Consider the following 26,755-nt stretch of genomic DNA (forward strand, 5'->3'; position numbering starts at 1 on the left):
GTCCGACATCCGGGCGGTCAATGCCTACTTGACTTGTTCTGTCGGGTTTCAGTTAACGATCTCGCCGAGATTCACCCGATTCCCTGGCGTCCGGCCCTCGCGCGGCGGTGTGATGACCCCTGTCCGATCTTCCCCACGCCCCCGCAGGGAAAGGGCCCACCCCCGTGAGACTCGTACCGCGCGCCACCACGGTCGCCGTCGCCGGCGCCGCCGCGGCGATGCTGCTGCCGGCCGCCCTGCCCGGGCCGGCCTCGGCCGAGGACGGCGCCGGACCCCGGGTGTCCTGCGCCGCGACGCTGTCGGCGCCGTCCCGGGAGACCGCCTTCGGCGAGGCGGCGCGGACGACGGGCGTGCCCGAGCCGCTGCTGAAGGCGGTGGCATACATGCTGTCCCGCTGGGACGACCACAAGGGGCGCCCCAGCTCCGACGGCGGCTACGGCGTGTTCGACCTGAGCGACGACACGCCGGTGACGGGAGACGGCGCCGGCAAGGGCCGGGCCGCCGGCAACGGGGTGAAGAGCCAGTTGGCGGCGGCCGCCGAGCTGACCGGCCTCGCGGCCGACGCGCTGCGCCGGGAGCCGAACGCGAACATCTGCGGCGGCGCGGCGCTGCTGGCGTCCTACCACGACGGCGGCGACGACCTGACCTCCTGGCGGGACGCGGTGACGCGGTTCGGCGCGAAGCACGACTTCACCCGGCAGGTCTACCAGACACTGCGCACGGGCGAGAGCCGGGTCACCGCCGACGGCCAGACCGTGACGCTCGCCGCGGACGAGTCGGTCACGCTCCCGCAGGCCAAGGCCGCCGCCGGCCCCGGCGCCGACTGCCCGGCCGATCTCGAATGCGAACCGATCCCGGCGCCGTACGCCAAGCACGACCCGACCGCCCCGGACGACACCACCGACTACGGCAACCACGACATCGCCGACCGGACCGGGCCGGGCGGGCCGAAGCTCGACTACATCGTCATCCACGACACCGAGGGCTACTACGACCCCTCGGTGCGGCTCGTGCAGGACCCCACGTACCTCGCCTGGAACTACACCATCCGCTCCTCCGACGGCCACGTCGCCCAGCACCTCGACGCCAAGGATGTGGGCTGGCACGCCGGCAACTGGTATGTGAACGCGCACTCCATCGGCGTCGAGCACGAGGGCTTCGCCGGCGGCGCCACCTGGTTCACCGAGTCGATGTACCAGACCTCCGCCGCGCTGGTGAAGCACCTCTCCGGGAAGTACGGCATCCCGCTCGACCGGGCGCACGTCATCGGGCACGACCAGGTGCCGGGGACCGTCCTCGGCGCCACCAAGAGCATGCACTGGGACCCGGGGCCGTACTGGGACTGGGACCACTACTTCGAGCTGCTCGGCGCGCCGATCGGCGGCGGCCGGGCGGCCACGGCCCGGGTCGCGCCCGGCGACGTGGTGGAGGTCCGCACCGGCTACCACGACAACCCGCAGCCCCTGACCGGCTGCGCCGAAGCGTCGCCGCCCTCGCCGGAGTGCGTCGCGGGGGCCGGCACCAACTTCGTCCCGCTCCGTCAGTCGCCGTCCGAGACCGCGCCGCTCGCCGCCGATCCCGCGTGGAAGCCCGGCGGAGAGGCGGGCACGACGTACGTCAGCGACATCAGCGCCCGCGTCGTCTCCGGACACAAGCTCGTCGTCGCGCAGGTGCAGGGCGACTGGCTGGGCGTGTGGTGGGCGGGCTCCCTGGCCTGGCTGCACAATCCCGCCGACCGGCCCGTCGTGGTCCCGGCGTCGGCGAGGACGGTCACCGTGAAGGCGGGAGCGACCGCCCCCGCCGCCGTGTACGGCCGGGCCTACCCCGAGGTGTCCGCCTACAGCGGCACCGGCATCCCCGTGCAGGCGATCTCGCCCCTGGAGTACGCCCTCCCCGGCGGGCAGGCGTACGCCGTGAGCGACGACGACGTCGTCACCGACTACTACCGCGCGACGACGTTCGACGGGTCGGCTCCCGGGGACCGCACCGACCTCAAGGGACAGGACCGCTACTACCAGCTCTGGTACGCCCATCGCCAGGTCTTCGTCCGCGCCGCCGACGTGGACCTGCACGACGCGCGGCCGACGACGGTCACCAACACGGCGCCCCCGGCCGTGCGCGGCGTCCCGAAGGCCGGCCGTACGCTGAGCGCCTCCCCGGGCGCCTGGACGCCGTCGCCCACGCGGATCCGCTATCAGTGGCTGCGCGACGGCGCCGAGGTCGGGGGCGCGACCGGGCGTACCTACCACGTCAGGAGCCGCGACCGCGGCGCCCGCCTGTCCGTACGGGTGACGGCGTCCGCCCGCGGCTACGAGCCGGGCGTCGCCACGTCCGCGGCGACCGCGCCGGTGCGGCCCGCGAAACCCGTGCGGCACGCGAAGCACCCGAAGCCCCCACACCACGGCAAGGCCCGCCGCCACGCCGGGCACCGGCACGTCGTGTGGTCCCGGCGGTAGACGCGCCTGCCGCCCCCGGCCGCGCCGTCGCGCGTCAGGCGCGCCGGGGGTAGGCCGAGGCGAGCTTGCCCGCGGCCTTCCTGGCGAGTTCGAGCGTGTCCTTCCAGTGGTTCCTGCCGCCGCCTGCGCCCTGGACGAGGGCCACGACCGACCGATAGCGGATCACCACGTAGTCGAAGTGGACGAGTTGCGAGCCCTGCCCGGGATACGGCGGGTTCTCGTCGCGGACCTCGAAACCGTACGCCGCGTCGCCGAGGTCGCCGGGAGAACGCTTGGTGATCTCCACCATGTTGCGGGCGTCGCCCGCGCCGTCGCAGGCGGCGGCCACCCGTTTGGCGGCGGAGGTCATCCGCTCGATCTTCGAGGAGCTCCCGGTGTAGACGCGCTCGGCGCCGGAGATCCGCCCGAGGATCCACTGGCTCTTCCCCGCGGTCTCGAACGCGGCGTCGAACTCCCTGGCGGCGGTCACGCAGGCCGCGTCGTTCACGTCGAGGCCCGTCAGGTCGATCCGCCTCAGGGGTATGTCGATCACGCCCCAGCCCTTGCCCAGGTCCTTCTTCGTGAGCAGGACCTTCTTCAGTTGCGTACGGCTCAAGGGCCGGTCGGCGGCCGCGGACGCGGGGGTGACGGTGACGAAAGCGGTGGCGAGCGCCAGCGCGGTCGCGGCGATCCGGGGCAGGTGTCTCATGAGACCGTCCTGTCGGTAGGGGGACTACCGATGATCACATATCCCCGCGGCGGCGGCCGGGATTCGCCGGTCAGCGGCGGTCGAGCCCGGACAGCCGCCAGGCCAGACGCCGCTGGACGGGCGTGCGGCATTGTTTGTCATGCTGCGGACCTCGGTCACCAACGAGGCGGTCGCCGAACGGATGCGGTCCATATTCTCCGCCCAGCTGGTGCCGGTGGCGACGAAGATCTCCGGCGATCACGCCGCCGCCCGGAAGCGCGCGGCACTGGCCGCCAGCCAGATCCTCGGCATGGCACTGTGCCGCTACGTGCTCGCCCTTCCCCCGCTGGGCACGATGACCCGCCAGGAACTCGTCGACTGGCCTGGCCCGGTCGTCCAGCGGTACGTCCCCTCTCCGGCCTGAGGGCGACGGCGCCGGAGCCCGCGAAGCGTCACCGCGCTTGCCCGCCCAGCGCCCCGGCGTCATCCGTCGCCCGCAGCGCACGTGTGCCGATGACGAAGAGCGTGATCCCGCTCACCAGGAGCACGGCCAGTTGCAGGGTCGCCACGAAACCGGTCACGCCGGTCGTGTCCGGGGACAACGTGCCCGCCCGGGCGACGACGGCCGGTGCGGCCAGTATCGCTCCCGCCAGTGCCGCAGGCCCGGGCCGCCTCACCGCCCCGCCCACGGCCACGCACCACACCGTCAGCGCCAGCAGCGACAGGCAGGCGAGACCGGGGGTGTCGACCCACATCCAGGCCTGCATCAGGACCGGCGCCGGGGCCGTCCCGGCTTTCGTCATCGCTCCGAGCACACCGACGACCAGGGAGAGCAGGAGGCCCGCCGCGACCGGAAGCGCGAGCAGGCGCAGCGCCCGCCGCACGGGCAGGCCGGGCGGCGGCGCGTCGCGGTGGAACCCGAGCGCCAGAGCCAGCACCGTGATCACGGCCGGGAGGACCGAACAGGCCCAGCGCACCGCGCTCTCCCACCCGGAAACGGGCGGAGGCACCAGCACGTGCGGCACCACCAGGGCCGCCGCGGCCGCCGCCGTGGCCACGCGGGGTCGCCCGCGCACGAGCGCGCCGAGGCCGGCGGCCCACAGCAGCGGCGTCAGGTCGGCCAGCACGAGCCGCACTCGGTCGGGCGACCCGGGGTCGCCGATGCCCATGACACCGCCGGGGAGCGCGTCCGCGGGGATGGCGTACGTGAGCACCGCCTGCCCGGCGAAGACGCAACCGATCATCGTCCAGAAGACGAGGCCGAGAAGGGCGGCCCGGCGGACCGCCTCGCCCCACAGGTACGACCGGGGCGGCGACCCCGGACCGCCCAGCCGCAGCCGCAGCGCGAGCGCGGCCACGCTGGCGATCTCCAGGAAGCGCGGGCGCTGGTCGTCGTGCCCGGCCCCACCGGGCTGGGCGCCTTCGAGGAAGGCCGAGACCATCTCCTCCTCGCGCTCGGCGCGGTAGGACGCGGGCAGCAGCCGCAGCCACCACCGGTAACGCTCCTCGAGAACGCTCATGCCACCCCTCGCCTCGCGGCTCGCGCCGTGCCTGTCGACGGGCTCCCTCCGCTCGCTCATGCCAGACCTCCCGCCTGCCGCAGCCGCAGCCGCTCGACGGCGCGGCGCGCGTTGTCGGCCAGCCGCACGGCCTCCTCCTCCAGCGCCCCCGCCCCCTCGTCGGTCAGGCGGTAGTAGCGGCGCAGCCGTCCCTGCCGCACCTCCTCGCGGTCCGCCTCCACGAACCCGTCGGCCGCGAGCCGGTCGAGCACGCCGTACAGGGTGCCGACCTTGAGCTGGACGCGCCCTCCGGAGAGCCGCTCGACCTCCTGCGCGATGCCGTAGCCGTGCCGCGGCTCGTCGACCAGTGCGGTGAGAACGAGGAAGGCGGGTTCCGTCATCGCTCGTGCTGTCATGCCTCCAGAATATATCGGCAAACATGATATTCAAGCGCGCCGTACATCTCTTCGAGAACCAGCAGCGATTTGCCTAAAGGTGTTAGGCAGATCCATAATAAGTTTAGGCAAAGCAGGGAGAGGGTTATGGTGCGGGCGGGACTGACCACGGAACGCCTGATCGGGGCGGGGGCGGAGCTGGCCGACGAGGTCGGCTTCGACCAGGTGACGATCTCGGCGCTGGCCCGGCGGTTCGGCGTCAAGGTCGCGAGTCTCTACTCACATCTGAAGAGCTCCGAGGACCTGAAGACCGGGATCGCCCTGTTCGCGCTGGAGGAGCTCGCCGACCGAGTCGCCGACGCGCTGGCCGGGCGCGCCGGCAAGGACGCCCTGGCCGCCTTCGCGGACGCCTACCGCGGCTACGCCCGGGAGCATCCGGGCCGCTACGACGCCGCCCGTCTCAGGCTCGACCCCGAGACGGCGGCCGCCAGCGCCGGCGTCAGGCACGCACAGATGACGCGGGCCATCCTGCGCGGCTACGACATCGCGGAGCCGGACCAGACACACGCGGTCCGGATGCTGGGCAGCGTCTTCCACGGCTACGTCAGCCTGGAGATGAGCGGAGGCTTCAGCCACACCGCCGTCGACCCGGAGGAATCCTGGTCCTGGATCGTGGACTCCCTCGACACCCTGCTGCGCAACCGGACCACGCCCTGACCGCCAGGGCCGCACAGACGCGGCGGAACACGCCGGCGACCCGATCAACAGGCTGAGGACATGAGCATCGAGCACGACTGGATCACCACACCCGTCACCCAGGACGTCCTGCGCGGCGTCCTCGACGTGGAACGCACGGCGCACGGCCTGCTGCCGCACCGGCTGCCCGCCTGGGCTCGCCGGCAGATCCCCGACGGGCAACTGGCCATGGCCGAGGCCCAGCCGTCCGGCGTACGCCTGGCGTTCCGGACCCGGGCCACCACCATCGAACTGGACACGTTGCCGACCAAGAGGGCCTACCGGGGTCTCCCGGCCCCTGCGGACGGCGTATACGACCTGCTCGCCGACGGCCGCCTCACGGCCCAGGCCACCGTGACCGGCGGCAACGTCCGCGTGATCGACATGGCCACGCAGTCGGCCGAGCTGCGCGAAGGACCTCCCGGCACCGCCCGCTTCGCCGATCTTCCCGCGCGTGACAAGAACGTCGAGATCTGGCTTCCTCATACGGAGATCACCGAGCTGATCGCGCTGCGCACCGACGCCCCGGTCGAGCCGGCGCCGGACAGCGGACTCAGGGCGTGGCTGCACCACGGCAGTTCCATCAGCCACGGCTCGAACGCCGCCCACCCGACCGCCATCTGGCCGGCCCTGGCCGCCGCCCTGGGCGGAGTGGAACTGATCAATCTGGGGTTCGGCGGCAGCGCGCTGCTCGACCCGTTCACCGCCCGCGCGATGCGGGACACCCCCGCCGACCTGATCAGCGTCAAGATCGGCATCAACATCGTCAACGGCGACGTGATGCGCCTGCGCGCCTTCACCCCCGCGGTCCACGGCTTCCTCGACACCATCCGCGAGGGGCATCCAGCCACGCCGCTGCTGGTCGTGTCCTCCATCCTGTGCCCGGTCCAGGAGGACACCCCCGGCCCGCTCGCGCCCGACTTCGATGGCGGGGCCGTGCGATTCAAGGCCACGGGGGATCCCGCCGAGCGCGCCGCCGGGCGTCTCACGCTCAACGTCATCCGCGACGAACTCGCCCGGATCGTCCGGCAGCGGGCGGTCGACGACCCGAACCTGCACTACCTCGACGGCCGCGACCTCTACGGCGAGGCGGACTACGCGGAACTGCCGCTGCCCGACGAGGTGCACCCCGACCCCGCGGGACATCGCCGAATCGGCGAGAACTTCGCCCGCCTCGTCTTCGGCCCCGGCGGCCCGTTCGCCGTCACGACCGGCTGACCGGACTCCCGCCCTGATGTGCCCGGCGGGAAATGTGCTGTTACGGTAGGCCGCGGTGTGCCGGGAAGTCGGGTCGGCGAGGTGATCGCGTTGCCCGCACGGAGGTTCTCGGTGGTACTGCAAACGGCCCGGCAGGGCGGCGGACACGGCCGCGAGGACAGCCGCGCAGGCGCGGAGCGACCGACATGAGATTGTTCTGGGCCGCCCTGGGGCGATTCCACCATCCGGCGCAGGTCATCACGACGGTGTTCGGGGCGGCGGTCCTCCTGGGGACCGCCCTGCTGTCCAGTCCGCTCGCCACCACCTCGGGGGAGCCCGCGGACTGGATCACCGCCTTGTTCACCGCGACCTCGGCGGTGTGCGTGAACGGGCTGACCGTCGTCGACACGGCCACGCACTGGTCGGCGTTCGGCGAGGTGGTCATCGCCGCCCTGATCCAGGTGGGCGGCCTCGGCATCATGACCCTCGCGACCGTCTTCACCCTGCTCGTCTCCCGCAGGCTGGGCCTGCGGGCCCGGCTGTCCGCCCAGGCCGAGACCAAGGTGCTCAACGGCAGCGACCTGCGGCGCGTGGTGGGCAAGGTCGTCGTGTTCAACCTGCTCTGCGAGGCCGTCACGGGGACCGTTCTCACGCTCAGATTCGTGCTCGGGTACGGCGAGCCCGTCGGGCGCGGCCTTTATCTGGGCCTGTTCCACGCGGTCTCCTCGTTCAACAACGCCGGGTTCGCGCTGTGGCCCGACAGCCTCGTCAGGTTCGCCGCGGATCCGTGGATCTGCCTGACCGTCGCGGCGGCGGTCATCGTGGGCGGGCTCGGCTACCCCGTGGTGTTCGAGCTGCGCCGGTCCTGGCGCCGCCCCGGGCGCTGGTCGCTGCTCACCCGCATCACGCTCACGGTCACCACCGTCCTGCTGGCCGGCGGCACGCTGGTCTTCCTCGTCACGGAGTGGACCAATCCCCGCACGCTCGGCCCCATGGACGGGCAGGGCAAGCTGCTGGCCGCCTTCTTCACGGCCGTCATGCCGCGCAGCGCGGGGTTCAACAGCCTCGACATCACGCAGATGCACCCGTCCAGCTGGCTGGTCACCGAGCTGCTGATGTTCGTCGGCGGCGGCAGCGCGGGCACCGCGGGCGGCATCAAGGTCACCACGCTGGGCCTGCTCACGTTCATCGTCTGGGCGGAGCTGCGTGGCGAGAGCCGGGTGAACATCGGCCACCGCCGTCTCACCGAGGCGGCGCAGCGGCAGGCGGTCGCGGTCACCGTGCTGAGCGTGGGCCTGGTCGCGCTCTTCACCTACGTGCTGCTGGTGCTGACACCGCACGCCCTCGACCGGGTGCTGTTCGAGGTCATCGCCGCCTTCGGGACGGCGGGCCTGTCCGTGGGCGTCGCCTCCGCCGCCTCCCCCGCCGCGCAGGTGCTGCTCACACTGCTGATGTTCGTCGGCCGGATCGGCCCGCTCACCCTCGGCTCCGCACTGGCGCTCAAGGAGCGCATCCGCCGCTATGAATTACCGGAGGAGGACGTCATCGTTGGCTGACATGAGGAACGACCCCGTCGCGGTGATCGGTCTCGGCCGCTTCGGCACCGCGCTCGCCCTGGAGCTCGTGCGGCGCGGCACCGAGGTGCTGGCCATCGACCACCGCCCCAAGGTGGTGCAGAGCCTCTCGGGCCAGATCACCCACATCGCCACGGCCGACGCCACCGATCCCGAGGCGTTGCGCCAGCTCGGCCTGCCGGACTTCTACCGCGCGGTGTGCGCCATCGGCAGCGACCTGGAGGCGAGCATCCTCACCTCGTCGCTGCTGGTGGAAATGGAAATCGACGACATCTGGGCCAAGGCCGTCAGCCAGCAGCACGGCCGCATCCTCAGCCGGATCGGCGTCCAGCACGTGGTCTTCCCCGAATACGACATGGGCGAGCGCGTGGCTCACCTGGTGAGCGGGCGGATGCTCGACTACATGGAGGTCGACGAGAACTTCGCGCTGGTCAAGACCCTCCCGCCCAAGGAGTACGTCGGAGTTCCCCTCGGCGAGTCCAGCCTGCGCCGCAAGTATGGGGTGACGGTGGTCGCGGTCAAGCGGCCGGGCGAGGAGTTCACCTACGCCACCGCCGAGACCGAACTCAGCTATGGCGACGTCATCCTCGTGTCCGGCCGTACGGACCGGGTCGAACGCTTCGCGGAATTGCCGTGACAGCACCGTGACGGTGCGGAGCGAAGGCCGGATGTCCGGCTTTACCGGCCAGCACGCCACGAAATGGAGTAACCTCACTACTCAAAGTGATCAGTGGGCGTGCCACGACCCGACCGACCGGCCCGAATTGGTGGATCAGTCGCGGATGATCGGGAGTGCCCCGGTCACAAAACGGGAAGGAGTAAAGCCATCAGAAAAGGAATCATGTGCTGACGTGGGGGCCGGCAATGGAGTCGCGATGAGTTCCCAGAGCCTCCTGCGCGCGTTGCCGTTCATCGCGATACTCCTCGTCATCATCGTCGACCTCATCACGGGGCCGGGTGTGGGCTTCCTGCCGCTCCTCACCCTGGGCCCGGCCTTCGCCTCGGTTGCGGGCGGCGTGCGCCGCACGGCCCTGGTGGGGGTGCTGGCCCTGGTCATCTGTCTCCCCCTGGCCCAGTACGACGGTCTTCTCGGCAGGCGCCAGAACAACCTCACCATCGCGGCGATCGTCGGCGTCACCGCCGCGAGCATGCTGGCCAGCAGGCTGCGAAACCGGCGCGAGCGCGAGCTGGCCAACCTCCGCCTGGTCGCCGAGGCCGCCCAGCGCGTGCTGCTGCGCCCGGTCCCCCGCCGCGCCGGCGACCTTCGGGTGGCGCTCTCCTACACCTCCGCCGCCGCCGAGGCCCAGATCGGCGGGGACCTCTACGAGGTGGTCACCGCCCCCGAGGGCGTACGCATCCTGATCGGCGACGTGCAGGGCAAGGGCCTGGAGGCGGTGGAGACGGCGGCGTGGGTGCTCGGCGCCTTCCGCGAGGCGGCCTACGACCAGTCCGAACTCCCCGGGGTGGTCGAGCGCGTGGAGACCAGCCTGGCCCGGCACCTGAGCGGCGAGAAGTTCGTCACCGCCATATTCGCCGAGGTCCACGACGGGGAGATCTCCCTGCTCAACTGCGGCCACCCCGCCCCTTTGGTGCTGCGGCGCGACGGCGGCGTCCACTTCGCCGAGCCGCAGGAGGAGGCCCTTCCCCTCGGGCTCGGCATGCTCGGCGCGCCTCGCCCGAAGCCTCACCGGGTGCCGTTCGGGGACGGCGACCAGATCCTCTTCTACACCGACGGCGTGGTGGAGGCCCGGGACCGGGACGGCCGTTTCTATCCGCTCAAGGAGCGGGCGCACATGCTGCGGGGCGACGATCCCCAGGCGGCCCTCGACGAACTGCGCGGCGACCTGCTGCGCCACGTCGGCGGACCGATCCCCGACGACGCCGCCATGCTCCTGCTGCGCCGACACCCCGGATAAGCCCGGCACCCCGGATAGGCCTGCCATCCCGCCTGACCCCGGCACCCCGGTTGAGCCCGGCACCCCGGGCCGAGCCGCGACCTCACTCGGGGTGCTCACCTCTGGCGCGGTCGCGGAGCCTGCCCACCAGCGTGGCGGCGGCCTGGCCGACCCTGCGGGGCACGGCGTGCGCCGGGCTGGCCGCGAAGCTCGACTCGTCCAGCATGTCCTTGACCATCTGCAGGGCGATGCGGTTGCGGTTCGGCGTGCCCTGCACCAGGGCCTCGGTCAGCTTCTGCACCTGGTGGCTCTTCACCTTGGCCGGCAGCGGAGGCTCGTGCTGGTCGACCAGGCACTCGACGATGACCGGGCCGTCCCAGGACAGCGCCTCGTACATCTGGTCGGCGCAGCTCCTTGGGTCCGTGATGCACATGCCCCGGGCGCCGCACGCCTCGGCGAATTTCACGAAGTCCATCGGGGCGAGGTTGACGCCATACTCGGGGTTGCCGAGGAACACCATCTGCTCCCACTTGATCAGGCCGAGGGAGTTGTTCTTCGCCACCACGATCTTGATGGGCAGGTCGTGCTGCACGGCGGTGAGGAAGTCGCCAAGCTGCATCGTCAGCGACCCGTCCCCGGTGAAGGCGACCACCTGCCGTCCCGGGTAGGCGACCTGCGCGCCGATGGCGTACGGCAGGCCGGCCGCCATGGAGCAGTTCGTGCCGGAGAAGCTGAACATCTGCCCCCGGCGGATCTTGATCTGCCGGGCCGCCCAGCTCGTGACCGTGCCCGAGTCGCCGCACACGATGGCGTCCGGCCTGAGCGCGCCGTTCAGCGCCCAGGCGGGCACCTGCGGCTTCATCGGCGTGTCGGTGCGGGTGCCGCGCTCCTCCAGGAGCCGCCACCACTCGCGCATGCCCTGCTGGGCCCTGGCCAGGAACGACCTGTCCTCGTTGCGGGTCAGCAGCGGCAGGAGCTCGGCCAGGGTGGCCCGCGCGTCGCCGGCCAGCGGCACGTCCACCGGGTAGCGCAGGCCGAGCCGTTCTGGCCTGTCGTCGATCTGCACGCAGGCGGCCTGCCCCGGCGCGGGATAGAACTCGATGTACGGCATGGTGGACCCGACGATCAGCAGCGCGTCGCACTCCTCCATCGCGTCCTCGCTCGGACGGCTGCCGACCAGGCCGATGGGCCCGGTGGTGTACGGGCTGTCGTCGGGCACGCAGTCCTTGCCCAGCTGGGCCTTGACGATCGGCGCGCCGAGCTTCTCCGCGACCGCCTCGAGTTCGTCCACCGCGCCGCGGGCGCCCGCTCCGGCGAGGATGACCGGCCTGCTCCGCCCCGACAGCACCCGCGCGGCCGCGTCGAGGTCCTGGCGGCGCGGCACCCGAATCGGCGGACGGTACGCGGTGGAGGTGTGGCCCTCGACGTTGCGCCGGAAGCGGCTGCCCGAGCTCGCCGGGGCCGCCTGGTAGTCGATCGGGAACGTGAGGTGGGCCGGGCCGCGCTGGGTCAGCGCCGTGCGCACGGCGTAGTCGGTGACGTTGACGACGTGCGCCGGCCCCATGATGCGCTGGTTGTACAACGCGACGTCGTCGAACATGTAGTCGGTGTTGACGTCCTGCAGATAGCTCGTGCCGACGAGGTCGTGATAGGTCATGCCGCTGATCGCCAGGAGCGGCGCCTGGTCGGTGCGCGCGTCGAGCAGCCCGTTGAGCAGGTGGGCCGCGCCGGGACCCGAGGTCGCGAAGCACACACCGAGCCGCCCGGTGAACTTGGCGTAGCGGACCGCCGCCATCGCGGCCACCTCCTCGTGGCGGCAGTGGATGTAGCGCAGGTCCGCCCTGCGGTTGTGCAGGGCGTCCATGAAGCCGTTGATGCCGTCGCCCGGCAGCCCGAAGACGACGTCCACTCCCCACTGGATCAGCCGGTCGACGAGGACGTCCGCGGCGGTGAGCTCATCGCCCATGATGGGTCTCCCTCGATGGAACGCGTACGCGCCGCCTGGCGGCGAGTGCCGCCGCGACGGCGACGGCGGCGCCCGCGCCGCCGGCGACAAGCGCGCGCAGGCCCCGATGTCCGCCGCCTCCGTCTCCGGCGGCATGATCGGCGGCGCTGCCGACGGCGCCGTCGACGGTGTGGCCGACGGGCCCCAGCTCGCCCTCGCGGATCGCGAGCGCGAGCACCTGGGCCAGGTGCAGGGGCCTGCGGCCGGTGCCCGCGGTGATCTGGCCGCGGCAGCTGAACCCGTCGGCGACGATCAGCGTGCCGGGATCGGCGGCGCGCACCTTCGGAAGCAGCACCCGCTCCCCCGCCGCCATCGACACCGCGTAGTGCTCGCCGGCCTCGTAGCCGAAGCCGCCGGCCATGCCGCAGCATCCGGAGTCCGGGATCTCCACGTCCAGTCCCATGTCGCGCAGCAGCGCGCGCTCGGCGTCGAAGCCCATCACCGCGTGGTGGTGACAGTGCACCTGGACGAGCGCCCGGCGCCGCAGCCGGGGCAGCGGCCAGCCCGGCGCGTGCCGGGTGAGGAACTCCGACAGCAGGTAGCTGTTCGCGTGCAGCCGCCGCGCGTCGAGGTCGTCGGGCAGCAGGTTGGTCAGCTCGTCGCGGAAGACGGCCAGACAGCTCGGCTCCAGGCCGACCACCGGGATCCCGGCCTCGACGAGCGGGCCGACCGCGTCGAGCACCCGGCGCAGGTAGCGCCGCGCGAGCGTGAGCATCCCGTAGTCGTACAGCGGGCGGCCGCAGCACAGCGGGCCCTCGGGCACGATGACGTGGAACCCGGCGGACTCCAGCACGTCCACGGCCGCGACCCCCACCTCCGGCTGGAAGTGCTCGGTGAAGGTGTCCGGCCACAGCAGGACCGGCGGCCCGCCCGGGTTGCGCGGCACGTGACCGGCCATGAGGCGGCGGAACGTGCGGCGCGCGAAACGCGGCGCGTCACGCTCGGGCGCGATCCCGGTGGCCAGCTTCGCCAGCCGGCCGAGCACCGGCGCGTGGGTGACGGCGTTGGCCAGGCGCGGGACCCGCGAGGCCAGCCGGGCCCACACGTCGATCAGCCCCAGCGCGTACGCCTGCCGGGGCCGCGGCCGGCCGGCGTAGTAGTGGTGGAGGAACTCCGCCTTGTAGGTGGCCATGTCCACCTGCACCGGGCAGTCGCTCCTGCATCCCTTGCAGGCCAGGCAGAGGTCGAGGGCCTCGCGTACGGCCTCGCTGCGCCAGCGGCCCTCGACGGGGCCCGCGCTCTCGGCCATCTCCTGCAGCAGCCGGGCCCGGCCCCGGGTGGAGTGCTTCTCCTCCCGGGTCACCATGAAGCTCGGGCACATCACCCCGCCGGACAGGTGGCGGCACTTGCCGACGCCGAAGCAGCGGCCGGCCGCCTCGGTGAAGCTGCCGCCGTCGAGCGGGTAGCCGAAAACGTGCTCCAGGTCGCGCGGCCGGTACGCCGGCCCCTCACGCAGGTGCGCGTCCAGCGGGTAGGGGTCGATGAGTTTGTGCGGGTTCATCCGGCCGTCGGGGTCCCAGACGCGCTTGAACTCCTCGAACGCCCGCATCAGCTCGGGCGGGAACATGCGCGGCCACAACTCGGCCCGTCCGTGCCCGTCCCCGTGCTCCCCCGACAGCGACCCGCCGTACGCGACGACGAGGTCGGCGGCCTCCTCCATGAAACGCCGGAAGGCCCGGACGCCGCCGAGGCTGCGCAGGTCGAAGTCGATGCGGCTGTGCACGCATCCCTGGCCCCAGTGACCGTAGAAGACGGCGTCGTAGCCGTGCCGGTCGAGCAGGCGCAGGAAGTCGCGCAGGTAGGGCCCGAGGACGTCCGGGTGGACGGCGGCGTCCTCCCAGTTGGGCCAGCCGCCGTGGCCGCCCAGCCCCACGGGCATGCGGGCGGTGCCGGCGGAGTGGCGCCGTATCTCCCACACCGCGGTCTCGTCGGCCGGGTCGTCGTAGAACCTGCAGCTCGGGCCGTGCGGGCGCGACCGTACGGCGCGGACCAGCCGCGCGGCCCGCGCGTCGGCCTCGCGCTGGGTCTCGCCGCCGAACTCCGTCAGCAGCCAGGCCCTGCCTGGCGGCAGCAGGTCCTCGCCGCCGAGGCGGAAACCCTTGGCCTGGAGATTGGTCACGACGTGGCGGCTGGTGAACTCCAGCCCGATGGCCCCGAACCGCAACAGCCAGGGCACGTCGTCGCCGGAGGAGGGGATGTCGGGGTAGCCGAGCACGACGAGCGCACGGAAGGGGGGCAGCCGCACCAGCCGGCAGGTCGCGTCGAGGGTCAGCGCCAGCGTGCCCTCCGAACCCACCAGCGCCCGCGCGACGTGGAACCCGTTCTCCGGCAGCAGCGCGTCGAGGTTGTAGCCGGACACCCGGCGGGGGATGTCGGGCAGGCCCCGGCGGATCGCGTCGCCGTAGGTGTCGCGGATGTGACGCAGCCCGGCGTAGATCGCGCCACGCCGCCCGCCGGCCGCGATGACGCACTCCAGCTCGTCCTCGCCGGTCGCGCCGACCCGCATGCGGGTGCCGTCGTAGGTGACGATCTCCAGCTCCTCGACGTTGTCGACGGTCTTGCCCGCCGTCACCGAGTGGACGCCGCAGGAGTTGTTGCCGACCATGCCGCCGATCGTCGCGTGGTCGTGGGTCGCGGGGTCCGGGCCGAAGGTCAGGCCATAGCGCGCCGCGGCGTCCCTGAGCTCGTCGCAGATGACGCCGGGCTGCACCCGCGCGGTGCGGCGCAGGGGGGTGAGCTCGGCGATCCGGTCCATGTGGCGGGTGAAGTCGAACACCACGGCGCCGTTGACGGTCTGCCCGGTCAGCGAGGTGCCGCAGCCGCGGGCGAGCACGGGGGCGCCGAAGCGGCGGCACACCTCCAGTGCGGCCTCGACGTCGGCGGCGTCCCTGGGCGTCACCACGCCGATCGGCACCTGCCGGTAGACCGACGCGTCGTAGGCGTACATGGCCCGGTCGCCGCCGCCGAACCCGACTTCGCCCGCGACGGCCTCGCCGAGCCGGTCGCGCAGCTCCACGGCGTACGCGGGCAGCGGCGGGTTCCTGGCCTCCCCCGCCCCCGGCCACGCCCGGGACGGCGCCGACGGCTCCGGTCTCGGGAAGACACGGGTCATGTCCGCCTCCTCGCGGATCGCCGGCCGGGCGGACGCGTGCGCCACGGCCCGGCGGCAGCGTGTGCGGCGGCCTCCCGCGCGACCCTTCCCGCCGAGCGCGGGCAGGACCGCGGTGACGGGTAAAAGCGCGGCGGGGATTCCCCAATGCGGGTGCTGCGGGTCTGCTCCACACAAAGCCGCTGTGACCTGGGCTTTCGTTTACGCGTATGGCGGGCGGGAAGGGCCCACCGGGCGAGCCGTTCGATGCCGTGGGGTCCTTCGGACGCGGTGGGTCGTTCCATACCGGAGTCGATGATGAACGTGCACAGCAACGCGGTGAAGAACGCGGGCGACACCCTGGCGTCGGCGATCGGCAGCGTCGCGGGCGCCGTGGCCGACCCGAAGGGCGCCCTCAAGCAGGCCAAGTCGGTCATGTCGTCGCCGAAGCCGCTCGCCGTCGCCGCCGCCCTGGTCGCCGCGTACGCCCTCGGCTGGCGGTGCGGTCACAGATCCGCGCCCGGGGGACGCGGAGTGCGGGGCCGTTGAGAGGAGGCGCAGATGACCGAGATCGTGGGTGAGAGTCTGGCCCGGCGGCTGGTGGAGTGGGGGGTCGACACGATCTTCGGGCTCCCGGGTGACGGGATCAACGGCCTGATGGAGGGCTTCCGCCGGCACCGGGAGAAGCTGCGGTTCATCCTGGTGCACCACGAGGAGGCGGCCGCGTTCATGGCGACCGGCTACGCGAAGGCGACCGGCCGCCTCGGGGTGTGCGCCGCGACCTCGGGGCCGGGCGCCATCCACCTGCTGAACGGCCTGTACGACGCCAAGCTCGATCACGTGCCCGTGCTGGCCCTGACCGGCATGCAGGAGACCTCGGTCCTGGGGACCCACTACCAGCAGGAGGTGCACCTCGACCGCCTCTACCAGGACCTCGCCGCCTACAACCTGATGATCACCAATCCGCAGCAGATGCCCGGCGTGGTGGACCTGGCGGTGCGCAACGCGCTGACCAAGCGGACGGTGTCGCACCTGACCTTCCCCAACGACATCCAGGTGGCGCCCGCGAGCGAGGACCCCTACCGGCACATCGGGCCCGGCACCCCGCCCGCGAGCCTGACGACCTGCTCCCTCCCGCCGCTGCGGCCGGTCGAGGAGGACCTGACCAGGGCGGCCGAGGTGCTGCGGCAAGGCCGGAAGACCGCCATGCTCGTCGGCGTCGGCGCGCGGCACGCCCGCGAGGAGGTGCTCGCCGTCGCGGACACGCTGGCCAGCCCGATCGTCAAGACCCTCCCCGGGAAGTTCGTCGTGCCCGACGACCACCCGCTCACCACCGGCGGGCTCGGCCTGCTCGGCACCGCGCCGAGCGAGGAGCTCATGGAGGAGTGCGACACGCTGATCATGATCGGCACGTCCTTCCCGTACGGGAAGTACCTGCCGCCCGACGGCCAGGCCCGGGTGGTACAGATCGACACCGATCCGACCCTGCTCGGCATCCGCCGGCCCACCCAGGCCCCGGTCGCCGCCGACGCCAAACTGGCGTTGCAGGCGCTGCTGCCGATGCTCGAACCGGCGAAGGACCGGTCGTTCCTGGAGAAGTACCAGCACAGGATGGACAGCTGGCGGGAGGACATGAAGGCGCTGCAGGACCCCTCGCGCGAGCCCGTCGCGCCGCAGTACCTCATGGGCTGCGTCGACGAGGCGGCCTCCGACGACGCCGTCCTCACCTGCGACTCCGGGACCATCGCGACGTGGGCCGCGCGGCACTGGACGATCCGCGGCGGGCGGGAGTTCTACCTGTCGGGCAACCTCGCCACGATGGCCCCGGGCCTGCCGTACGCCATCGGGATGCAGCACGCCTTTCCCGGCCGTCAGGTGATCGCTTTCGTGGGCGACGGGGGATTCGCCATGCTCATGGCCGACTTCCTCACCGCCGTGCGGCACGACCTGCCCGTCAAGGTTGTGATCAACAACAACAACAGCTACGGGCAGATCCTGTGGGAGCAGATCATCCTCGGCTACCCCGAGTACGCCGTGCGGCACCGGCAGCCCGAGGCCGACTTCTCCGCCTGGGCCCGCGCCTGCGGCGCGTACGGCGCGAAGATCAAGGACCCGAAGGACCTGCCGGGCGCCGTCCGCGAGGCCCTGGCGCACGACGGGCCCGCCCTGGTGGACTGCGACGTCAACCCGAACGAGCCGCCCATGCCCGGCAAGGTCAAGTACGAGCAGGCAAAGCACTTCACCGAGGCGTTCCTGCGCGGCCAGCCGCACAAGGTGGGCACCCTCGCCACGGTGGCCCGCGACAAGTTCAACGAACTGCTGTCGTGAGGGCCGTGCCCTTATCCCCGGCTCTGCATCGGTCCGCGCTCGGGGCGGAGTGTCGTGCTCCACAGCACCGCGGAACGGGCGTCGCGCAGCCGTACCGTCAGGTCGCCGCTCGGGCCGTCGATCTCGATCTCGCCGAAGTGCTGGAAGCCCTCCATCGGGGACGCGTTCGCCTGCGGCGGCGCGTGCACGAACTCGGCGCGGGGCCCGAACGTGCCGTCGAGCACGTTGGGCCCGAACGCTCCGGCGTTGAGCGGACCGGATACGAACTCCCAGAACGGGTCGAAGTCCGTGAAAGCCGCGCGCGCGGGGTCGTAGTGGTGCGCGGCGGTGTAGTGCACGTCGGCGGTGACGAACACGATCCCGCTTACGCCGCGCCGCTGAGCCGTGCGCAGCACCTCGGCGAACTCCAGCTCGCGCCCGAGCGGTGCGCCCGCGTCGCCCTGGGCCACTCCCTCCTGCGCCGTGGCCCCGTCGGGGACCACGAGGCCGAGCGGCAGGTCGGCCGCGATGACCTTCCAGGTCGCGCGGCTCCTGCTCAGGCCGTCGATCAGCCAGCGCCGCTGCCGGTCGCCGAGCAGGCCGCGGCGCGGGTCGGCGTAGCGGTTGTCGTCGTTGGGGTCCTTGTGGGTCCGCATGTCCAGGACGAAGACGTCCAGGTGGCGGCCGTAGGACAGCGTGCGGTAGACCCGGTCATCGCCGATCGGCACCCACTCGTGGAAGGCCTGCCGGGCGCGGGCGGCGAGCACGTCGACGTTCTTCTCGGTGTAGCGGGCGTCGTCGAGGATCTGGCCGGGGTACCAGTTGTTGCGGACCTCGTGGTCGTCCCACTGGTTGATCTGCGCCACCTCGGCGGCGAGCGCACGATAGTTGACGTCCAGCAGGTTGTACGCGAACTGCCCGCGATACTCGGCGAGCGTCTCCGCGACCTTGGACTTCTCCGGGGTCGTGACGTTGCGCCAGACCCGGCCGTCCGGCAGCGTCACGGTCTCGGCGAGCGGGCCGTCGGAGTAGACGGTGTCGCCGCTGCACAGAAAGAAGTCCGGGCCCAGGCGGCGCATCTCCTCGAAGATGGTCATGCCGCCGATGTCCGGGTTGATCCCCCAGCCCTGGCCGACGATGTCCCCGGACCAGACGAATCGCACATCGGCGCGCTGGTTCTCCCTCGGCGCGGTGACCAGCGATCCGCTCACGGGCTTGCCGGCCGCGCCGCGCTCGTCCTCGACTCGCACGCGGTAGTGGATCCGCCGGCCCGCGGGCAGTCCACGCAGGCGCACCCGTCCGGTCAGATCGGTGTCCGGAGTGAGCCAGGGTCCCCGGATGGTCTCGGCGTTGCGCAGGTCCGGACGGATGCCGTACTCGACGACGAGCCGCCCCGGCCGATCCGCGCGGCCCCAGACGACCGCCGAGTCCATCGTCGCGTCGCCGCTCTGCACGCCGTGGCCGAGCTCGGGCCGGCCGGAGACGACGTACGCGGGCGCCGTGGCGCGCGCCGGCACGGCCCCCAGCACGGGCGGCACGGCGAGGCCGCCACCGAGCACGATGCCCGCGCGAAGGAGCGTTCTTCTCTCAAGGGAGGTCATGCCGCTTATCTGTAACGCGTTCGGACAGCCACCCGACGAACGGCACATTACGGATGGCAAAAATGCTCACCCCAGCGGGCCCGAGGGTCGTGGAACGAACCATGTGCGAGCTCTGCCGATTCAGCCTCTGAGTGAGGAAGCACACACGTCCCGGCCGTACGAACATTTCGAAGTTTTTGGAACTAAATGCGGGGCCAAGCGGTTGCAACCGTTCGATACATCTCGAACGGTAAGCCGGTTGGAGCCACGATGACAAGTCGCTTGCACGAACGACAGCACGCCCTCGACACCCCGGCGGTGAGACGTCGCAGGCTCGCGGCGCTGCCGCGCTCCGCCGCCTTCTGGCTGGTGGCGGGCACCACCGCCATCCTGCTGTCCGCCTCGAGCGCGCCGAGCCCCCTCTATCCCGTGTACCAGGCCGAGTTCGGCTTCAGCGCCCTCACGCTGACGGCGATCTTCGCCGTCTACGTGCTCGCGCTGCTGGTCAGCCTGCTCACGGTCGGACGGCTCTCCGACTTCCTCGGCCGCCGTCCGGTCCTCGCCGCGGCGCTGGTCACCGAAGCGGCCGCGATGGCCGTCTTCCTCGACGCGCACGGCGTCACCGCCCTCTTCGCCGCCCGCGTCATCCAGGGCCTCGCGACCGGCGCCGCTGTCGGTGTGGTCGGCGCGTACCTGCTCGACCTGCAACCCGCCGACGGCTCGCGGCTGGGATCGCTCGTCAACGGCGCAGCCACTACCGGAGGCTTGAGCATCGGCACAATCGGGAGCGGTGTGTTGATCCAGTACGCACCGCACCCGACCCGGCTGATCTTCGTGGTTCTCACCGCGGCGTTCATCGGCCTCGCCGTCGCGACGGCGGTGCTTCCCGAGACCGTCGCTCGGACCCCCGGCGCCGCCGCCGCGCTACGGCCGAAGGTGCTCGTCCCCGCACCGGCCAGGCGTGCGTTCCTGCGCGCGGCCCCCGTCATGATCTCCACCTGGATGCTCGGCGGACTGATTTTCTCCGTCGGGGCCTCGCTGCTCGCCGCGGTGTTCGACGAGCACGACCACGCGGCGGTCGGCCTCACGCTCGGAGCGCTCGCCGCAGTCTCGGCGCTGGCGTCCGTGCTGCTCAGGAAGCGCGCACCGGAGCGCCTGCAGCGTGAGGGAACGCTGCTGCTCCTCCTCGGGACGCTCCTGCTGATCCTCGCCGTGGCGTCGTCCTCGCTGACCGTCTTCGTCGCGGCGGTGCTCGTCGCCGGCGTCGGGTGGGGGCCGGCCTACCTCGGTGCCTTCCGGACGGTCAGCCAGCTCGCGGCACCGCATGAGCGAGCCGCGCTGATCTCGGCGATCTACGTAGTCAGCTACCTGGCCTTCAGTATCCCGGCGTTGATCGCCGGGGTGGCCATCACCACGCAGGGCCTGCGGGGAACCTCACTGGTCTACGGTGGCGTGGTCGCCCTCGTGGCCGCCGGCACCCTCGTCTATGAGGGGCTGCGCCGGCGCAAGCCGACCGGTTCGTGACGGCGGCCGTGAAGGGGGCTGTGAAGAAGACTGGGCGGTGTCCGCGTACCCCGCCCCTCCGCCTGCGGCCGGCCCCCACCCCGGCCGCGGGACTGACCGATGACCGTGTGCGTCAGTTCCCGTTCTTGGACGTCGCGTCGCCGGACATGAGCAGACAGGACGGCGTCTTGAAGACGACGCCGTCGAGGAAGTTGCCGACCGCCGGGTTCCCGCCGGCAGCCGACACCGATTCGAAGGCGAAGCGGGTGACGGTCTGCCCCGCGGGCACGACATAGGTGCCGGTGTAGTGACCCCAGGCGGTGTCGCCGTCGGAGATGTCAGGGGAGGCGGCCCCGTCGGGGGTCTGCGTGGTGGTGGCCCCCGGCGCGCCGATGAGGACCTGCATCACGTCGGTTCCCGCCCGGCCCCGGTGATACAGCGACCATGTCATCACGGTTCCCGGAACGGTGGGGACGTCCTGGTAGAGCGTGGAGCGCTCGTTGGCGTTGAGTTCCGCGAACTGCCCGCCGTCGGCGGCCGGGACCCCACTGGCGCTGTTCCAGAACTCCAGCTTGCGGTCGGAGGCGGTGGTGTGCCAGCCGACGCCCGGGTTGGTGGAGGCGTCGGGGATGTTCCAGTCGTAGCGGGCCACGGCAGGTGTCTCGAAGCTGCCGTTCACCAGGTTGACGGGCGCCCGGGTGCAGACCACGGCGACGGTGACGGTGGCGGTGCTGGTGCCGCAGGCGGTGTCGATGGTGTAGGTGAAGGTGTCGGTGCCGGCGCGATCCTTGTCCGGGGTGTAGATCAGCTTGTCGCCCGAGATGGTCACTTTGCCGTAGGCCGGCTGGGTGACACCGCTGATCGTCGGTGACGTCCCGGTGTCGTTTGCCAGCACGGGCACGGTGACGGCCGTGTTCTCCGTGGTGGAGGCGGTGTCGTCGGCGGCGTTGGCAGGCGAGATGGAACTTCCGCTGACGATCCGGATGGGCGGGGCGGCGGTGTTGTCGCCGAGCTGGCCCGGGAAGGCGATGACGCTGCTGATGCCGCTCGGCCGGATGGTCATGCTGCGCCCGACGGTGCCGGGGTTGACGCGGAAGGTGATGACCGTCGGTCCCGGGTCGGTCTTGGTGCCCGGCGACCGGACGCTCAGGGTGTTGCCGCTGAGGGTGCCGTTGCTGACCGGCCCGACGACGGTGGCGCCGGCCAGCAGGGAGACAGGTCCCACATGGTGGTGTAGGTGCGGACCAGGGCCGGCCACTGCGCCGTGTGGTGCCTCAGTGTGAGGGTGAAGGTGCTGCCCGGTGCGATCTGCCCGCCCCACAGGCCGGGTGAAGTGGTGACCGAGATGGACCCGTTGCCCAGCCGCCAGCCGACCACGTTCTTCCAGTAGTACTCCACCGGATAGTTCGCCTGCCCTTGCCGGACGCAGGGCGCGACGGCGGCCTGATCCGCGTTGCGCAGGGTGGCGTCGGCGACCGCCTGCGCCTGGGTCGCCGTGAGCAGGGGGATCATGAGGGCCCCGGCGAGGGTTGCCGTCGGTACGGCCTTGGCCCGGCCGGCGAGGCGGGCCGCCTGGGGGCGTGGCGTGCGGTTCAACTCGCCATCCTCACTATGAGTAGTCGGCGAAGAACTATCGGCGATCACGACGCGACCACAAGTCGACCCGCCTTCACCACTGTGAGCGTTTGCGATAACCGACCGCGATCGGGGCAGGCCCGCATGTGAGGGATTTCGCGAGACGTCTTGAGCGCCGGCGATGGAGACGCACGTGGTCGCGATGCCAGCGGCTCTGCGCTCTAGCGACGACGCCGCGACCGGCCAGGCCATCAACCGGCTCCCGGCCGCCGGGTTCCGTGCCACCTGAACTCCGGCAGACCCCGATGTGCCCGCCCGGGCGACGGGGAGCCCGGCCGGGCACAATCGTTCAAGACCGCCATCACGCCATCGGCTACAACGGTCCCCGGCGTGCCGCCAGGGCGGCACGAGAACGTGTGCGCGGAGGCGAACGAATGGATGTGGGCTTCGTCGGGCTCGGCATCATGGGACAGCCCATGGCGCTCAACCTGGCCCGCGCGGGGACGCCGCTGGTGGTGTGGAACCGCACGGCCGCCAGGAGCGGGCCGCTGCGCGCCGCGGGCGCGCGGGTGGCCGCAAGCGCGGCCGAGGTGTTCCGGCGGGCGCGGGTGGTGATCCTCATGCTGGCCGACGAGGCCGCGATCGACGCGGTGCTGGAGCGCGGCATGCCCGCCTTCGCCGGCACCGTCGCGGACCGGGTCGTCGTCCACATGGGCACGACCTCCCCCGCCTACTCGGCCGCGCTGGAGGCCGACGTGCTCGCGGCCGGGGGCCGCTACGTCGAGGCGCCCGTCTCGGGCTCCCGGGTGCCCGCCGAGCAGGGGCGGCTGGTCGCGATGCTGGCCGGCCGGCCGGACGCCGTGGAGGAGGTCCGCCCGCTGCTTTCGCCGATGTGCGCCAAGACGGTGGTGTGCGGGCCCGCGCCCAAGGGGCTGCTGATGAAGCTCGCCGTCAACATCCTCCTGATCACGACGGTCACCGGCCTCGCGGAGTCGCTGCACTTCGGCGAGCGTCAGGGCCTCGATGTCGGGCTGCTCGTCGACGTGCTCAACTCGGGTCAGATGGCGAGCGACGTCTCGCGGGTGAAGGCGACCAAGCTGGCCGGGCGCGACTTCGCCGCCCAGGCCGCCATCGCCGACGTGCTGAAGAACAACCGGCTCATCGCCGAGGCCGCGCGGCGGGCGGGCATCGCCTCGCCGCTGCTGGACGTCTGTCACGCTCTGTTCGGCGAGACCCTCGCACTGGGTCACGCCGATCTGGACATGGCCGCCGTCGTCCACGCGATCGAGGCCAGGACGAACAAGGAAGGGACCTGCGAATGACCTCTCGCCCGGTCGTCGTCGTCACCGGAGGAACGCGCGGGATCGGCCGGAGCACGGTGCGGCGCCTGTGCGCGGACGGGTTCGGCGTCGTCTTCACGCACTCGGACTCCGACGCCGACGCCAAGGCGCTGGAGGGCGAGCTCGGCCGCTCCGGCGCCCTCGTCCGCGGCGTACGGCTCGACGTGACCGGCGAGGACGCGCCGGAGAGGCTGTTCGAGCTGGCCGAGTCCGTCGGCGAGGTGGCCGGCCTGGTGAACAACGCGGGCGTGACCGGCAGGATCGGGCCGTTCGCCGACCTGACCGACGCCGACCTGCGGCGGGTCGTCGAGGTGAACCTCATGGCTCCGGTGCGGCTGTGCCGGGAGGCGGCGCGGCGCTGGACCGGGCGCACGGCGACGGCGACGGCGACCGGGCCTGTCATCGTCAACGTCTCCTCGGTCGCGTCGCGCACCGGCTCACCGCACGAGTACGTCGCGTACGCCGCGACCAAGGCGGCGGTCGAGACGTTGACGGTGGGCCTGGCCCGGGAGCTCGCCCCGGCGGGCATCCGGGTCAACGCTGTCTCGCCGGGGACGATCGACACGACGATCCACGCCCGCGCCGGGGAGCCCGGACGGGCGCAGCGGGTGGCTGCCCGGATTCCGATGGGGCGCCCCGGCAGGCCGGAGGAGATCGCCGAGGCGGTCGCGTGGCTGCTGTCGGACCGGGCCTCCTACGTCACCGGCGCCGTGCTGAACGTCGACGGCGGACTCTGATCGATCCGCCCCGTTCGATCGCGGCGGCGTCGACGAACGCGGCGCGCGGCGCGGGCCGAGCGGGGATCGACAGCAGCACGACGCCTGCCGGATGGCCTGCTTCTTCTGCTCGCGCAACCCCGTCTGTCGTGCCGTCACCGTCCCACCGTTCCAGATTCTTTGCGCGAGCGCAAACTTGCGTGCGCGCACTTTTTGTACAAGTCTGAGCCTCTCGGATCCGACAGGGAGGGCCAGATCCATGCGAGCCAAGGGCATCAGCTACGACACCGGCTTCGTCCGCGACGGAGAGATCTCCCGTGACCGCTTCGACCCGGACGCGGTGAGGCGCGAACTGACCATCATCCGTGATGATCTGCACTGCTCCGCCGTCCGTGTCATCGGCGGCGACCCCGAGCGGCTTGAGCTGGCCTCGGCCTACGCCGCCGGCCTCGGCCTGGAAGTCTGGTTCTCGCCCTACCCGCTCGAACTGACCCCCGAGGAGACCCTGTCGCTGTTCGCCGACTGCGCCGAGCGGGCCGAGCGGATCCGACTGCGCGGAGCCGAGGTCGTGTTCGTCGCCGGGGCCGAGCTGAGCCTGATGAACAAGGGGTTCCTGCCCGGCGACACCCTGGACGACCGTCTCGGGCCGCTGCTGCACCAGCGGGACCCGGGCCGCCTGCGGGAGCTGATCGGTGAGCTGCCCGCACGGGTCAACGACTTCCTCGGCCGCGCCGTCGCGGTCGTGCGCGAACGGTTCGGCGGCAGGATCACCTACGCCGCCATCCCGCTGGAGCGCGTCGACTGGGCGCCCTTCGACATCGTCGGCGTCGATCTCTACCGGTCGGCAGAGATCGCCGATCGGTTCGGCGAAGGCGTCCGCGCCCTCGTCGCGCAGGGAAAACCGGTCGCGATCACCGAGTTCGGCACCGCCGCCTACCGCGGCGCGGGCGACCGGGGCGGCCGCTGCATGGAGATCGTCGAGTACGCCGAGGACGGCGTCCCGATCCGGCTGGACGGCGTCTACGAGCGCGACGAGGCCGGTCAGGCCGCCTACCTCCGTGAGCTGCTGGAGACCTTCGACGCCGCGGGCGTCGACAGCGCCTTCGTCTTCCTCTTCGCGCTCGGCAACTTCCCGCACCGCCCCGGCGGCGATCCCACCGCCGACCTCGACCTGGCGAGCCCCGGCATCGTGAAGGTCCTCGACAGGGGCCACGGCGACACCTACCCGGACATGCCCTGGGAACCCAAGGCGGCCTTCACCGCCCTGGCCGAGTGCTACCGCGGCTGACCGCGTCGGGCCCGCAGGCGGCGGGTCACGCGAGCGCGGCGGTCCACCGGGCGGGCGTGAGGCCGTAGGCCCGCTTGAACATGCGTGACATATGCGCCTGGTCGGCGAAGCCGGCGAGCTGGGCCGCCACGGCCAGGGGCGCCCCGCCGCGCAGCAGCCGACGGGCCAGGTCGAGCTGCCGCATCGTGCGGAAGCGGGTCGGGCTGGTGCCGAACGCGGCGCGGAACTGGCGCGCGAGCGTCCATCGGTCCAGGCCCGAGACCTGCTCGAACTCCGCGAGCGTGTGCCTCACCGCCGGGTCGCCGGCGATCAGGTCGCGCACGCGGGCCAGCGCCTCCAGAGCCAGCGGAGCCCGCCCGCCCGGCCGCGTGGAGCTCCCCGTGAAGGAGCTCCGTACGGAGGAGTGCCGCACGAGCGTGCGGACCACCCGCAGCGTGAGCGTCAGCCGGTCGACCTCGTCCAGCGGCTCGTCGATGTCCCGCAGCCACGCGGCGAGCGCGGGGTCCGCGTCGCGCCGGCCGATCACGGGGTCGGCGACGAACGGCAGCGGCGCCCCGCCCAGCGCCTCCTGGACGAGGGAGGGGGCGAGGTAGATGATCCGATAGCCGAACCCCTCGTCGGTGCCCGCCACGCCGTCGTGCGGTTCGTCGGGGTGCAGGACGTGCCACTCCCCCGGCAGGCAGTGCCGCGGCTCACCGCGGTAGCGGAACGTCTGCACGCCCCGCAGCGTCATCCCGATCGCGTACGTGTCGTGGCGGTGCGTGGCGAACCCCTCGCCGACGAGCGACGCCTCGAGCCGCTCGACGCCCGCCGCTCCGGAGCCGAACCGCAGCCGGTGGCCGGGCAGGGTCCCGCCGGCCGGCAGATGCCGGCGCAGGCCCGCACCGCCGTCCGGTGATTCGTACCGCACGCGCCGAGACTACAGGCGATCACGT

22 protein-coding genes are annotated in these 26,755 nt (G+C 72.1%); 13 read left to right on the forward strand and 9 right to left on the reverse strand.

The window, feature by feature from the left end; translation table 11 throughout:
• Positions 1–164: 164 nt before the first annotated feature.
• The gene (locus tag ACQPZZ_RS21590) at positions 165–2,456 is read left to right on the forward strand and encodes an N-acetylmuramoyl-L-alanine amidase (RefSeq protein WP_432921033.1); all 2,292 of its coding nucleotides are present in this window, start codon (positions 165–167) and stop codon (positions 2,454–2,456) included.
• Between the two features lie 34 nt (positions 2,457–2,490).
• On the opposite strand, the gene ACQPZZ_RS21595 is transcribed toward ACQPZZ_RS21590, so the two are convergent.
• Entirely contained in the window at positions 2,491–3,144 is a 654-nt protein-coding gene (locus ACQPZZ_RS21595; protein WP_432921036.1) for a hypothetical protein, read from the reverse strand.
• 130 nt (positions 3,145–3,274) lie between these two features.
• On the opposite strand from ACQPZZ_RS21595, the gene ACQPZZ_RS21600 reads away from it, so the two are divergent.
• Positions 3,275–3,547: a hypothetical protein gene (locus ACQPZZ_RS21600; protein WP_432921038.1), complete on the forward strand. Its 273-nt coding sequence runs from the start codon at positions 3,275–3,277 to the stop codon at positions 3,545–3,547.
• 28 nt (positions 3,548–3,575) lie between these two features.
• Here ACQPZZ_RS21600 and ACQPZZ_RS21605 read toward each other — a convergent pair whose 3' ends face one another.
• Both ACQPZZ_RS21605 and ACQPZZ_RS21610 read right to left on the reverse strand, forming a co-directional pair.
• Positions 3,576–4,703: a hypothetical protein gene (locus tag ACQPZZ_RS21605; protein ID WP_432921040.1), complete on the reverse strand. Its 1,128-nt coding sequence runs from the start codon at positions 4,701–4,703 to the stop codon at positions 3,576–3,578.
• Complete coding sequence (locus ACQPZZ_RS21610; protein WP_363646868.1) at positions 4,700–5,038, reverse strand: PadR family transcriptional regulator; 339 nt, start codon at positions 5,036–5,038, stop codon at positions 4,700–4,702. Before ACQPZZ_RS21610 ends, ACQPZZ_RS21605 begins: the two co-directional genes overlap by 4 nt.
• A gap of 126 nt (positions 5,039–5,164) precedes the next feature.
• On the opposite strand from ACQPZZ_RS21610, the gene ACQPZZ_RS21615 reads away from it, so the two are divergent.
• From ACQPZZ_RS21615 to ACQPZZ_RS21635, 5 genes are all read left to right on the forward strand, one after another.
• Positions 5,165–5,734 carry a TetR/AcrR family transcriptional regulator gene (locus ACQPZZ_RS21615; protein WP_432921043.1) on the forward strand — a complete coding sequence of 190 codons (570 nt, stop codon included), beginning with the start codon at positions 5,165–5,167 and terminating at the stop codon, positions 5,732–5,734.
• A gap of 60 nt (positions 5,735–5,794) precedes the next feature.
• Positions 5,795–6,970: a GDSL-type esterase/lipase family protein gene (locus tag ACQPZZ_RS21620; RefSeq protein WP_432921046.1), complete on the forward strand. Its 1,176-nt coding sequence runs from the start codon at positions 5,795–5,797 to the stop codon at positions 6,968–6,970.
• Between the two features lie 185 nt (positions 6,971–7,155).
• A complete protein-coding gene (locus ACQPZZ_RS21625; protein ID WP_432921049.1) occupies positions 7,156–8,505 on the forward strand; it encodes a TrkH family potassium uptake protein in 1,350 nt (449 codons plus the stop codon).
• Position 8,506: 1 nt separating this feature from the next.
• The gene (locus ACQPZZ_RS21630; RefSeq protein ID WP_363646864.1) at positions 8,507–9,160 is read left to right on the forward strand and encodes a potassium channel family protein; all 654 of its coding nucleotides are present in this window, start codon (positions 8,507–8,509) and stop codon (positions 9,158–9,160) included.
• Between the two features lie 238 nt (positions 9,161–9,398).
• On the forward strand, positions 9,399–10,439 hold the full coding sequence (locus ACQPZZ_RS21635) for a PP2C family protein-serine/threonine phosphatase (protein ID WP_363646863.1): 1,041 nt from the start codon (positions 9,399–9,401) through the stop codon (positions 10,437–10,439).
• A gap of 82 nt (positions 10,440–10,521) precedes the next feature.
• Here the strand turns inward: ACQPZZ_RS21635 and ACQPZZ_RS21640 are convergent, their stop codons facing one another.
• Both ACQPZZ_RS21640 and ACQPZZ_RS21645 read right to left on the reverse strand, forming a co-directional pair.
• Positions 10,522–12,384 (reverse strand): thiamine pyrophosphate-dependent enzyme, encoded by a 1,863-nt coding sequence (locus ACQPZZ_RS21640; RefSeq protein WP_432921053.1) that lies wholly within the window; start codon positions 12,382–12,384, stop codon positions 10,522–10,524.
• Positions 12,374–15,535, reverse strand: coding sequence for an FAD-binding and (Fe-S)-binding domain-containing protein (locus ACQPZZ_RS21645; protein ID WP_432921056.1), 3,162 nt, complete (start codon positions 15,533–15,535; stop codon positions 12,374–12,376). The genes ACQPZZ_RS21640 and ACQPZZ_RS21645 overlap by 11 nt, the downstream gene beginning before the upstream one ends.
• Before the next feature lie 294 nt (positions 15,536–15,829).
• Between ACQPZZ_RS21645 and ACQPZZ_RS21650 the strand changes: the two genes are divergently transcribed.
• Positions 15,830–16,060 (forward strand): hypothetical protein, encoded by a 231-nt coding sequence (locus tag ACQPZZ_RS21650; protein ID WP_432921059.1) that lies wholly within the window; start codon positions 15,830–15,832, stop codon positions 16,058–16,060.
• A 12-nt stretch (positions 16,061–16,072) separates the two neighbouring features.
• A complete protein-coding gene (locus ACQPZZ_RS21655; RefSeq protein ID WP_432921062.1) occupies positions 16,073–17,839 on the forward strand; it encodes a thiamine pyrophosphate-dependent enzyme in 1,767 nt (588 codons plus the stop codon).
• 11 nt (positions 17,840–17,850) lie between these two features.
• On the opposite strand, the gene ACQPZZ_RS21660 is transcribed toward ACQPZZ_RS21655, so the two are convergent.
• On the reverse strand, positions 17,851–19,419 hold the full coding sequence (locus tag ACQPZZ_RS21660; protein WP_432921065.1) for an alkaline phosphatase D family protein: 1,569 nt from the start codon (positions 19,417–19,419) through the stop codon (positions 17,851–17,853).
• A gap of 249 nt (positions 19,420–19,668) precedes the next feature.
• On the opposite strand from ACQPZZ_RS21660, the gene ACQPZZ_RS21665 reads away from it, so the two are divergent.
• Positions 19,669–20,922, forward strand: a complete 1,254-nt coding sequence (locus tag ACQPZZ_RS21665; RefSeq protein ID WP_432921068.1) for an MFS transporter — start codon at positions 19,669–19,671, stop codon at positions 20,920–20,922.
• Between the two features lie 112 nt (positions 20,923–21,034).
• Here the strand turns inward: ACQPZZ_RS21665 and ACQPZZ_RS21670 are convergent, their stop codons facing one another.
• Positions 21,035–22,126 carry an Ig-like domain-containing protein gene (locus ACQPZZ_RS21670; protein ID WP_432921071.1) on the reverse strand — a complete coding sequence of 364 codons (1,092 nt, stop codon included), beginning with the start codon at positions 22,124–22,126 and terminating at the stop codon, positions 21,035–21,037.
• Positions 22,048–22,497, reverse strand: a complete 450-nt coding sequence (locus ACQPZZ_RS21675; RefSeq protein WP_432921074.1) for a hypothetical protein — start codon at positions 22,495–22,497, stop codon at positions 22,048–22,050. The genes ACQPZZ_RS21670 and ACQPZZ_RS21675 overlap by 79 nt, the downstream gene beginning before the upstream one ends.
• 413 nt (positions 22,498–22,910) lie before the next feature.
• Here ACQPZZ_RS21675 and ACQPZZ_RS21680 point away from each other — a divergent pair, with 413 nt between their 5' ends.
• From ACQPZZ_RS21680 to ACQPZZ_RS21690, 3 genes are all read left to right on the forward strand, one after another.
• On the forward strand, positions 22,911–23,798 hold the full coding sequence (locus tag ACQPZZ_RS21680) for an NAD(P)-dependent oxidoreductase (protein ID WP_432921077.1): 888 nt from the start codon (positions 22,911–22,913) through the stop codon (positions 23,796–23,798).
• Positions 23,795–24,553 carry an SDR family NAD(P)-dependent oxidoreductase gene (locus tag ACQPZZ_RS21685; protein WP_432921080.1) on the forward strand — a complete coding sequence of 253 codons (759 nt, stop codon included), beginning with the start codon at positions 23,795–23,797 and terminating at the stop codon, positions 24,551–24,553. Before ACQPZZ_RS21680 ends, ACQPZZ_RS21685 begins: the two co-directional genes overlap by 4 nt.
• Before the next feature lie 253 nt (positions 24,554–24,806).
• Positions 24,807–25,820, forward strand: coding sequence for a hypothetical protein (locus tag ACQPZZ_RS21690; protein ID WP_432934478.1), 1,014 nt, complete (start codon positions 24,807–24,809; stop codon positions 25,818–25,820).
• A 25-nt stretch (positions 25,821–25,845) separates the two neighbouring features.
• Here the strand turns inward: ACQPZZ_RS21690 and ACQPZZ_RS21695 are convergent, their stop codons facing one another.
• Positions 25,846–26,730 carry an AraC family transcriptional regulator gene (locus tag ACQPZZ_RS21695; protein ID WP_432921083.1) on the reverse strand — a complete coding sequence of 295 codons (885 nt, stop codon included), beginning with the start codon at positions 26,728–26,730 and terminating at the stop codon, positions 25,846–25,848.
• Positions 26,731–26,755: the final 25 nt, after the last annotated feature.

Source organism: Microbispora sp. CA-135349 (genome assembly GCF_050947365.1).
Lineage (GTDB): Bacteria > Actinomycetota > Actinomycetes > Streptosporangiales > Streptosporangiaceae > Microbispora.

Excerpts from the sequence above, each read along its gene's own strand:
- ACQPZZ_RS21595 (WP_432921036.1), bottom strand. The coding sequence starts at position 3,144 with ATGAGACACCTGCCCCGGATCGCCGCGACCGCGCTGGCGCTCGCCACC.
- ACQPZZ_RS21605 (WP_432921040.1), bottom strand. The coding sequence starts at position 4,703 with ATGAGCGAGCGGAGGGAGCCCGTCGACAGGCACGGCGCGAGCCGCGAG.
- ACQPZZ_RS21610 (WP_363646868.1), bottom strand. The coding sequence starts at position 5,038 with ATGACAGCACGAGCGATGACGGAACCCGCCTTCCTCGTTCTCACCGCA.
- ACQPZZ_RS21615 (WP_432921043.1), top strand. The coding sequence starts at position 5,165 with ATGGTGCGGGCGGGACTGACCACGGAACGCCTGATCGGGGCGGGGGCG.
- ACQPZZ_RS21620 (WP_432921046.1), top strand. The coding sequence starts at position 5,795 with ATGAGCATCGAGCACGACTGGATCACCACACCCGTCACCCAGGACGTC.
- ACQPZZ_RS21625 (WP_432921049.1), top strand. The coding sequence starts at position 7,156 with ATGAGATTGTTCTGGGCCGCCCTGGGGCGATTCCACCATCCGGCGCAG.
- ACQPZZ_RS21630 (WP_363646864.1), top strand. The coding sequence starts at position 8,507 with ATGAGGAACGACCCCGTCGCGGTGATCGGTCTCGGCCGCTTCGGCACC.
- ACQPZZ_RS21635 (WP_363646863.1), top strand. The coding sequence starts at position 9,399 with ATGAGTTCCCAGAGCCTCCTGCGCGCGTTGCCGTTCATCGCGATACTC.
- ACQPZZ_RS21640 (WP_432921053.1), bottom strand. The coding sequence starts at position 12,384 with ATGGGCGATGAGCTCACCGCCGCGGACGTCCTCGTCGACCGGCTGATC.
- ACQPZZ_RS21645 (WP_432921056.1), bottom strand. The coding sequence starts at position 15,535 with ATGACCCGTGTCTTCCCGAGACCGGAGCCGTCGGCGCCGTCCCGGGCG.
- ACQPZZ_RS21650 (WP_432921059.1), top strand. The coding sequence starts at position 15,830 with ATGAACGTGCACAGCAACGCGGTGAAGAACGCGGGCGACACCCTGGCG.
- ACQPZZ_RS21655 (WP_432921062.1), top strand. The coding sequence starts at position 16,073 with ATGACCGAGATCGTGGGTGAGAGTCTGGCCCGGCGGCTGGTGGAGTGG.
- ACQPZZ_RS21660 (WP_432921065.1), bottom strand. The coding sequence starts at position 19,419 with ATGACCTCCCTTGAGAGAAGAACGCTCCTTCGCGCGGGCATCGTGCTC.
- ACQPZZ_RS21665 (WP_432921068.1), top strand. The coding sequence starts at position 19,669 with ATGACAAGTCGCTTGCACGAACGACAGCACGCCCTCGACACCCCGGCG.
- ACQPZZ_RS21680 (WP_432921077.1), top strand. The coding sequence starts at position 22,911 with ATGGATGTGGGCTTCGTCGGGCTCGGCATCATGGGACAGCCCATGGCG.
- ACQPZZ_RS21685 (WP_432921080.1), top strand. The coding sequence starts at position 23,795 with ATGACCTCTCGCCCGGTCGTCGTCGTCACCGGAGGAACGCGCGGGATC.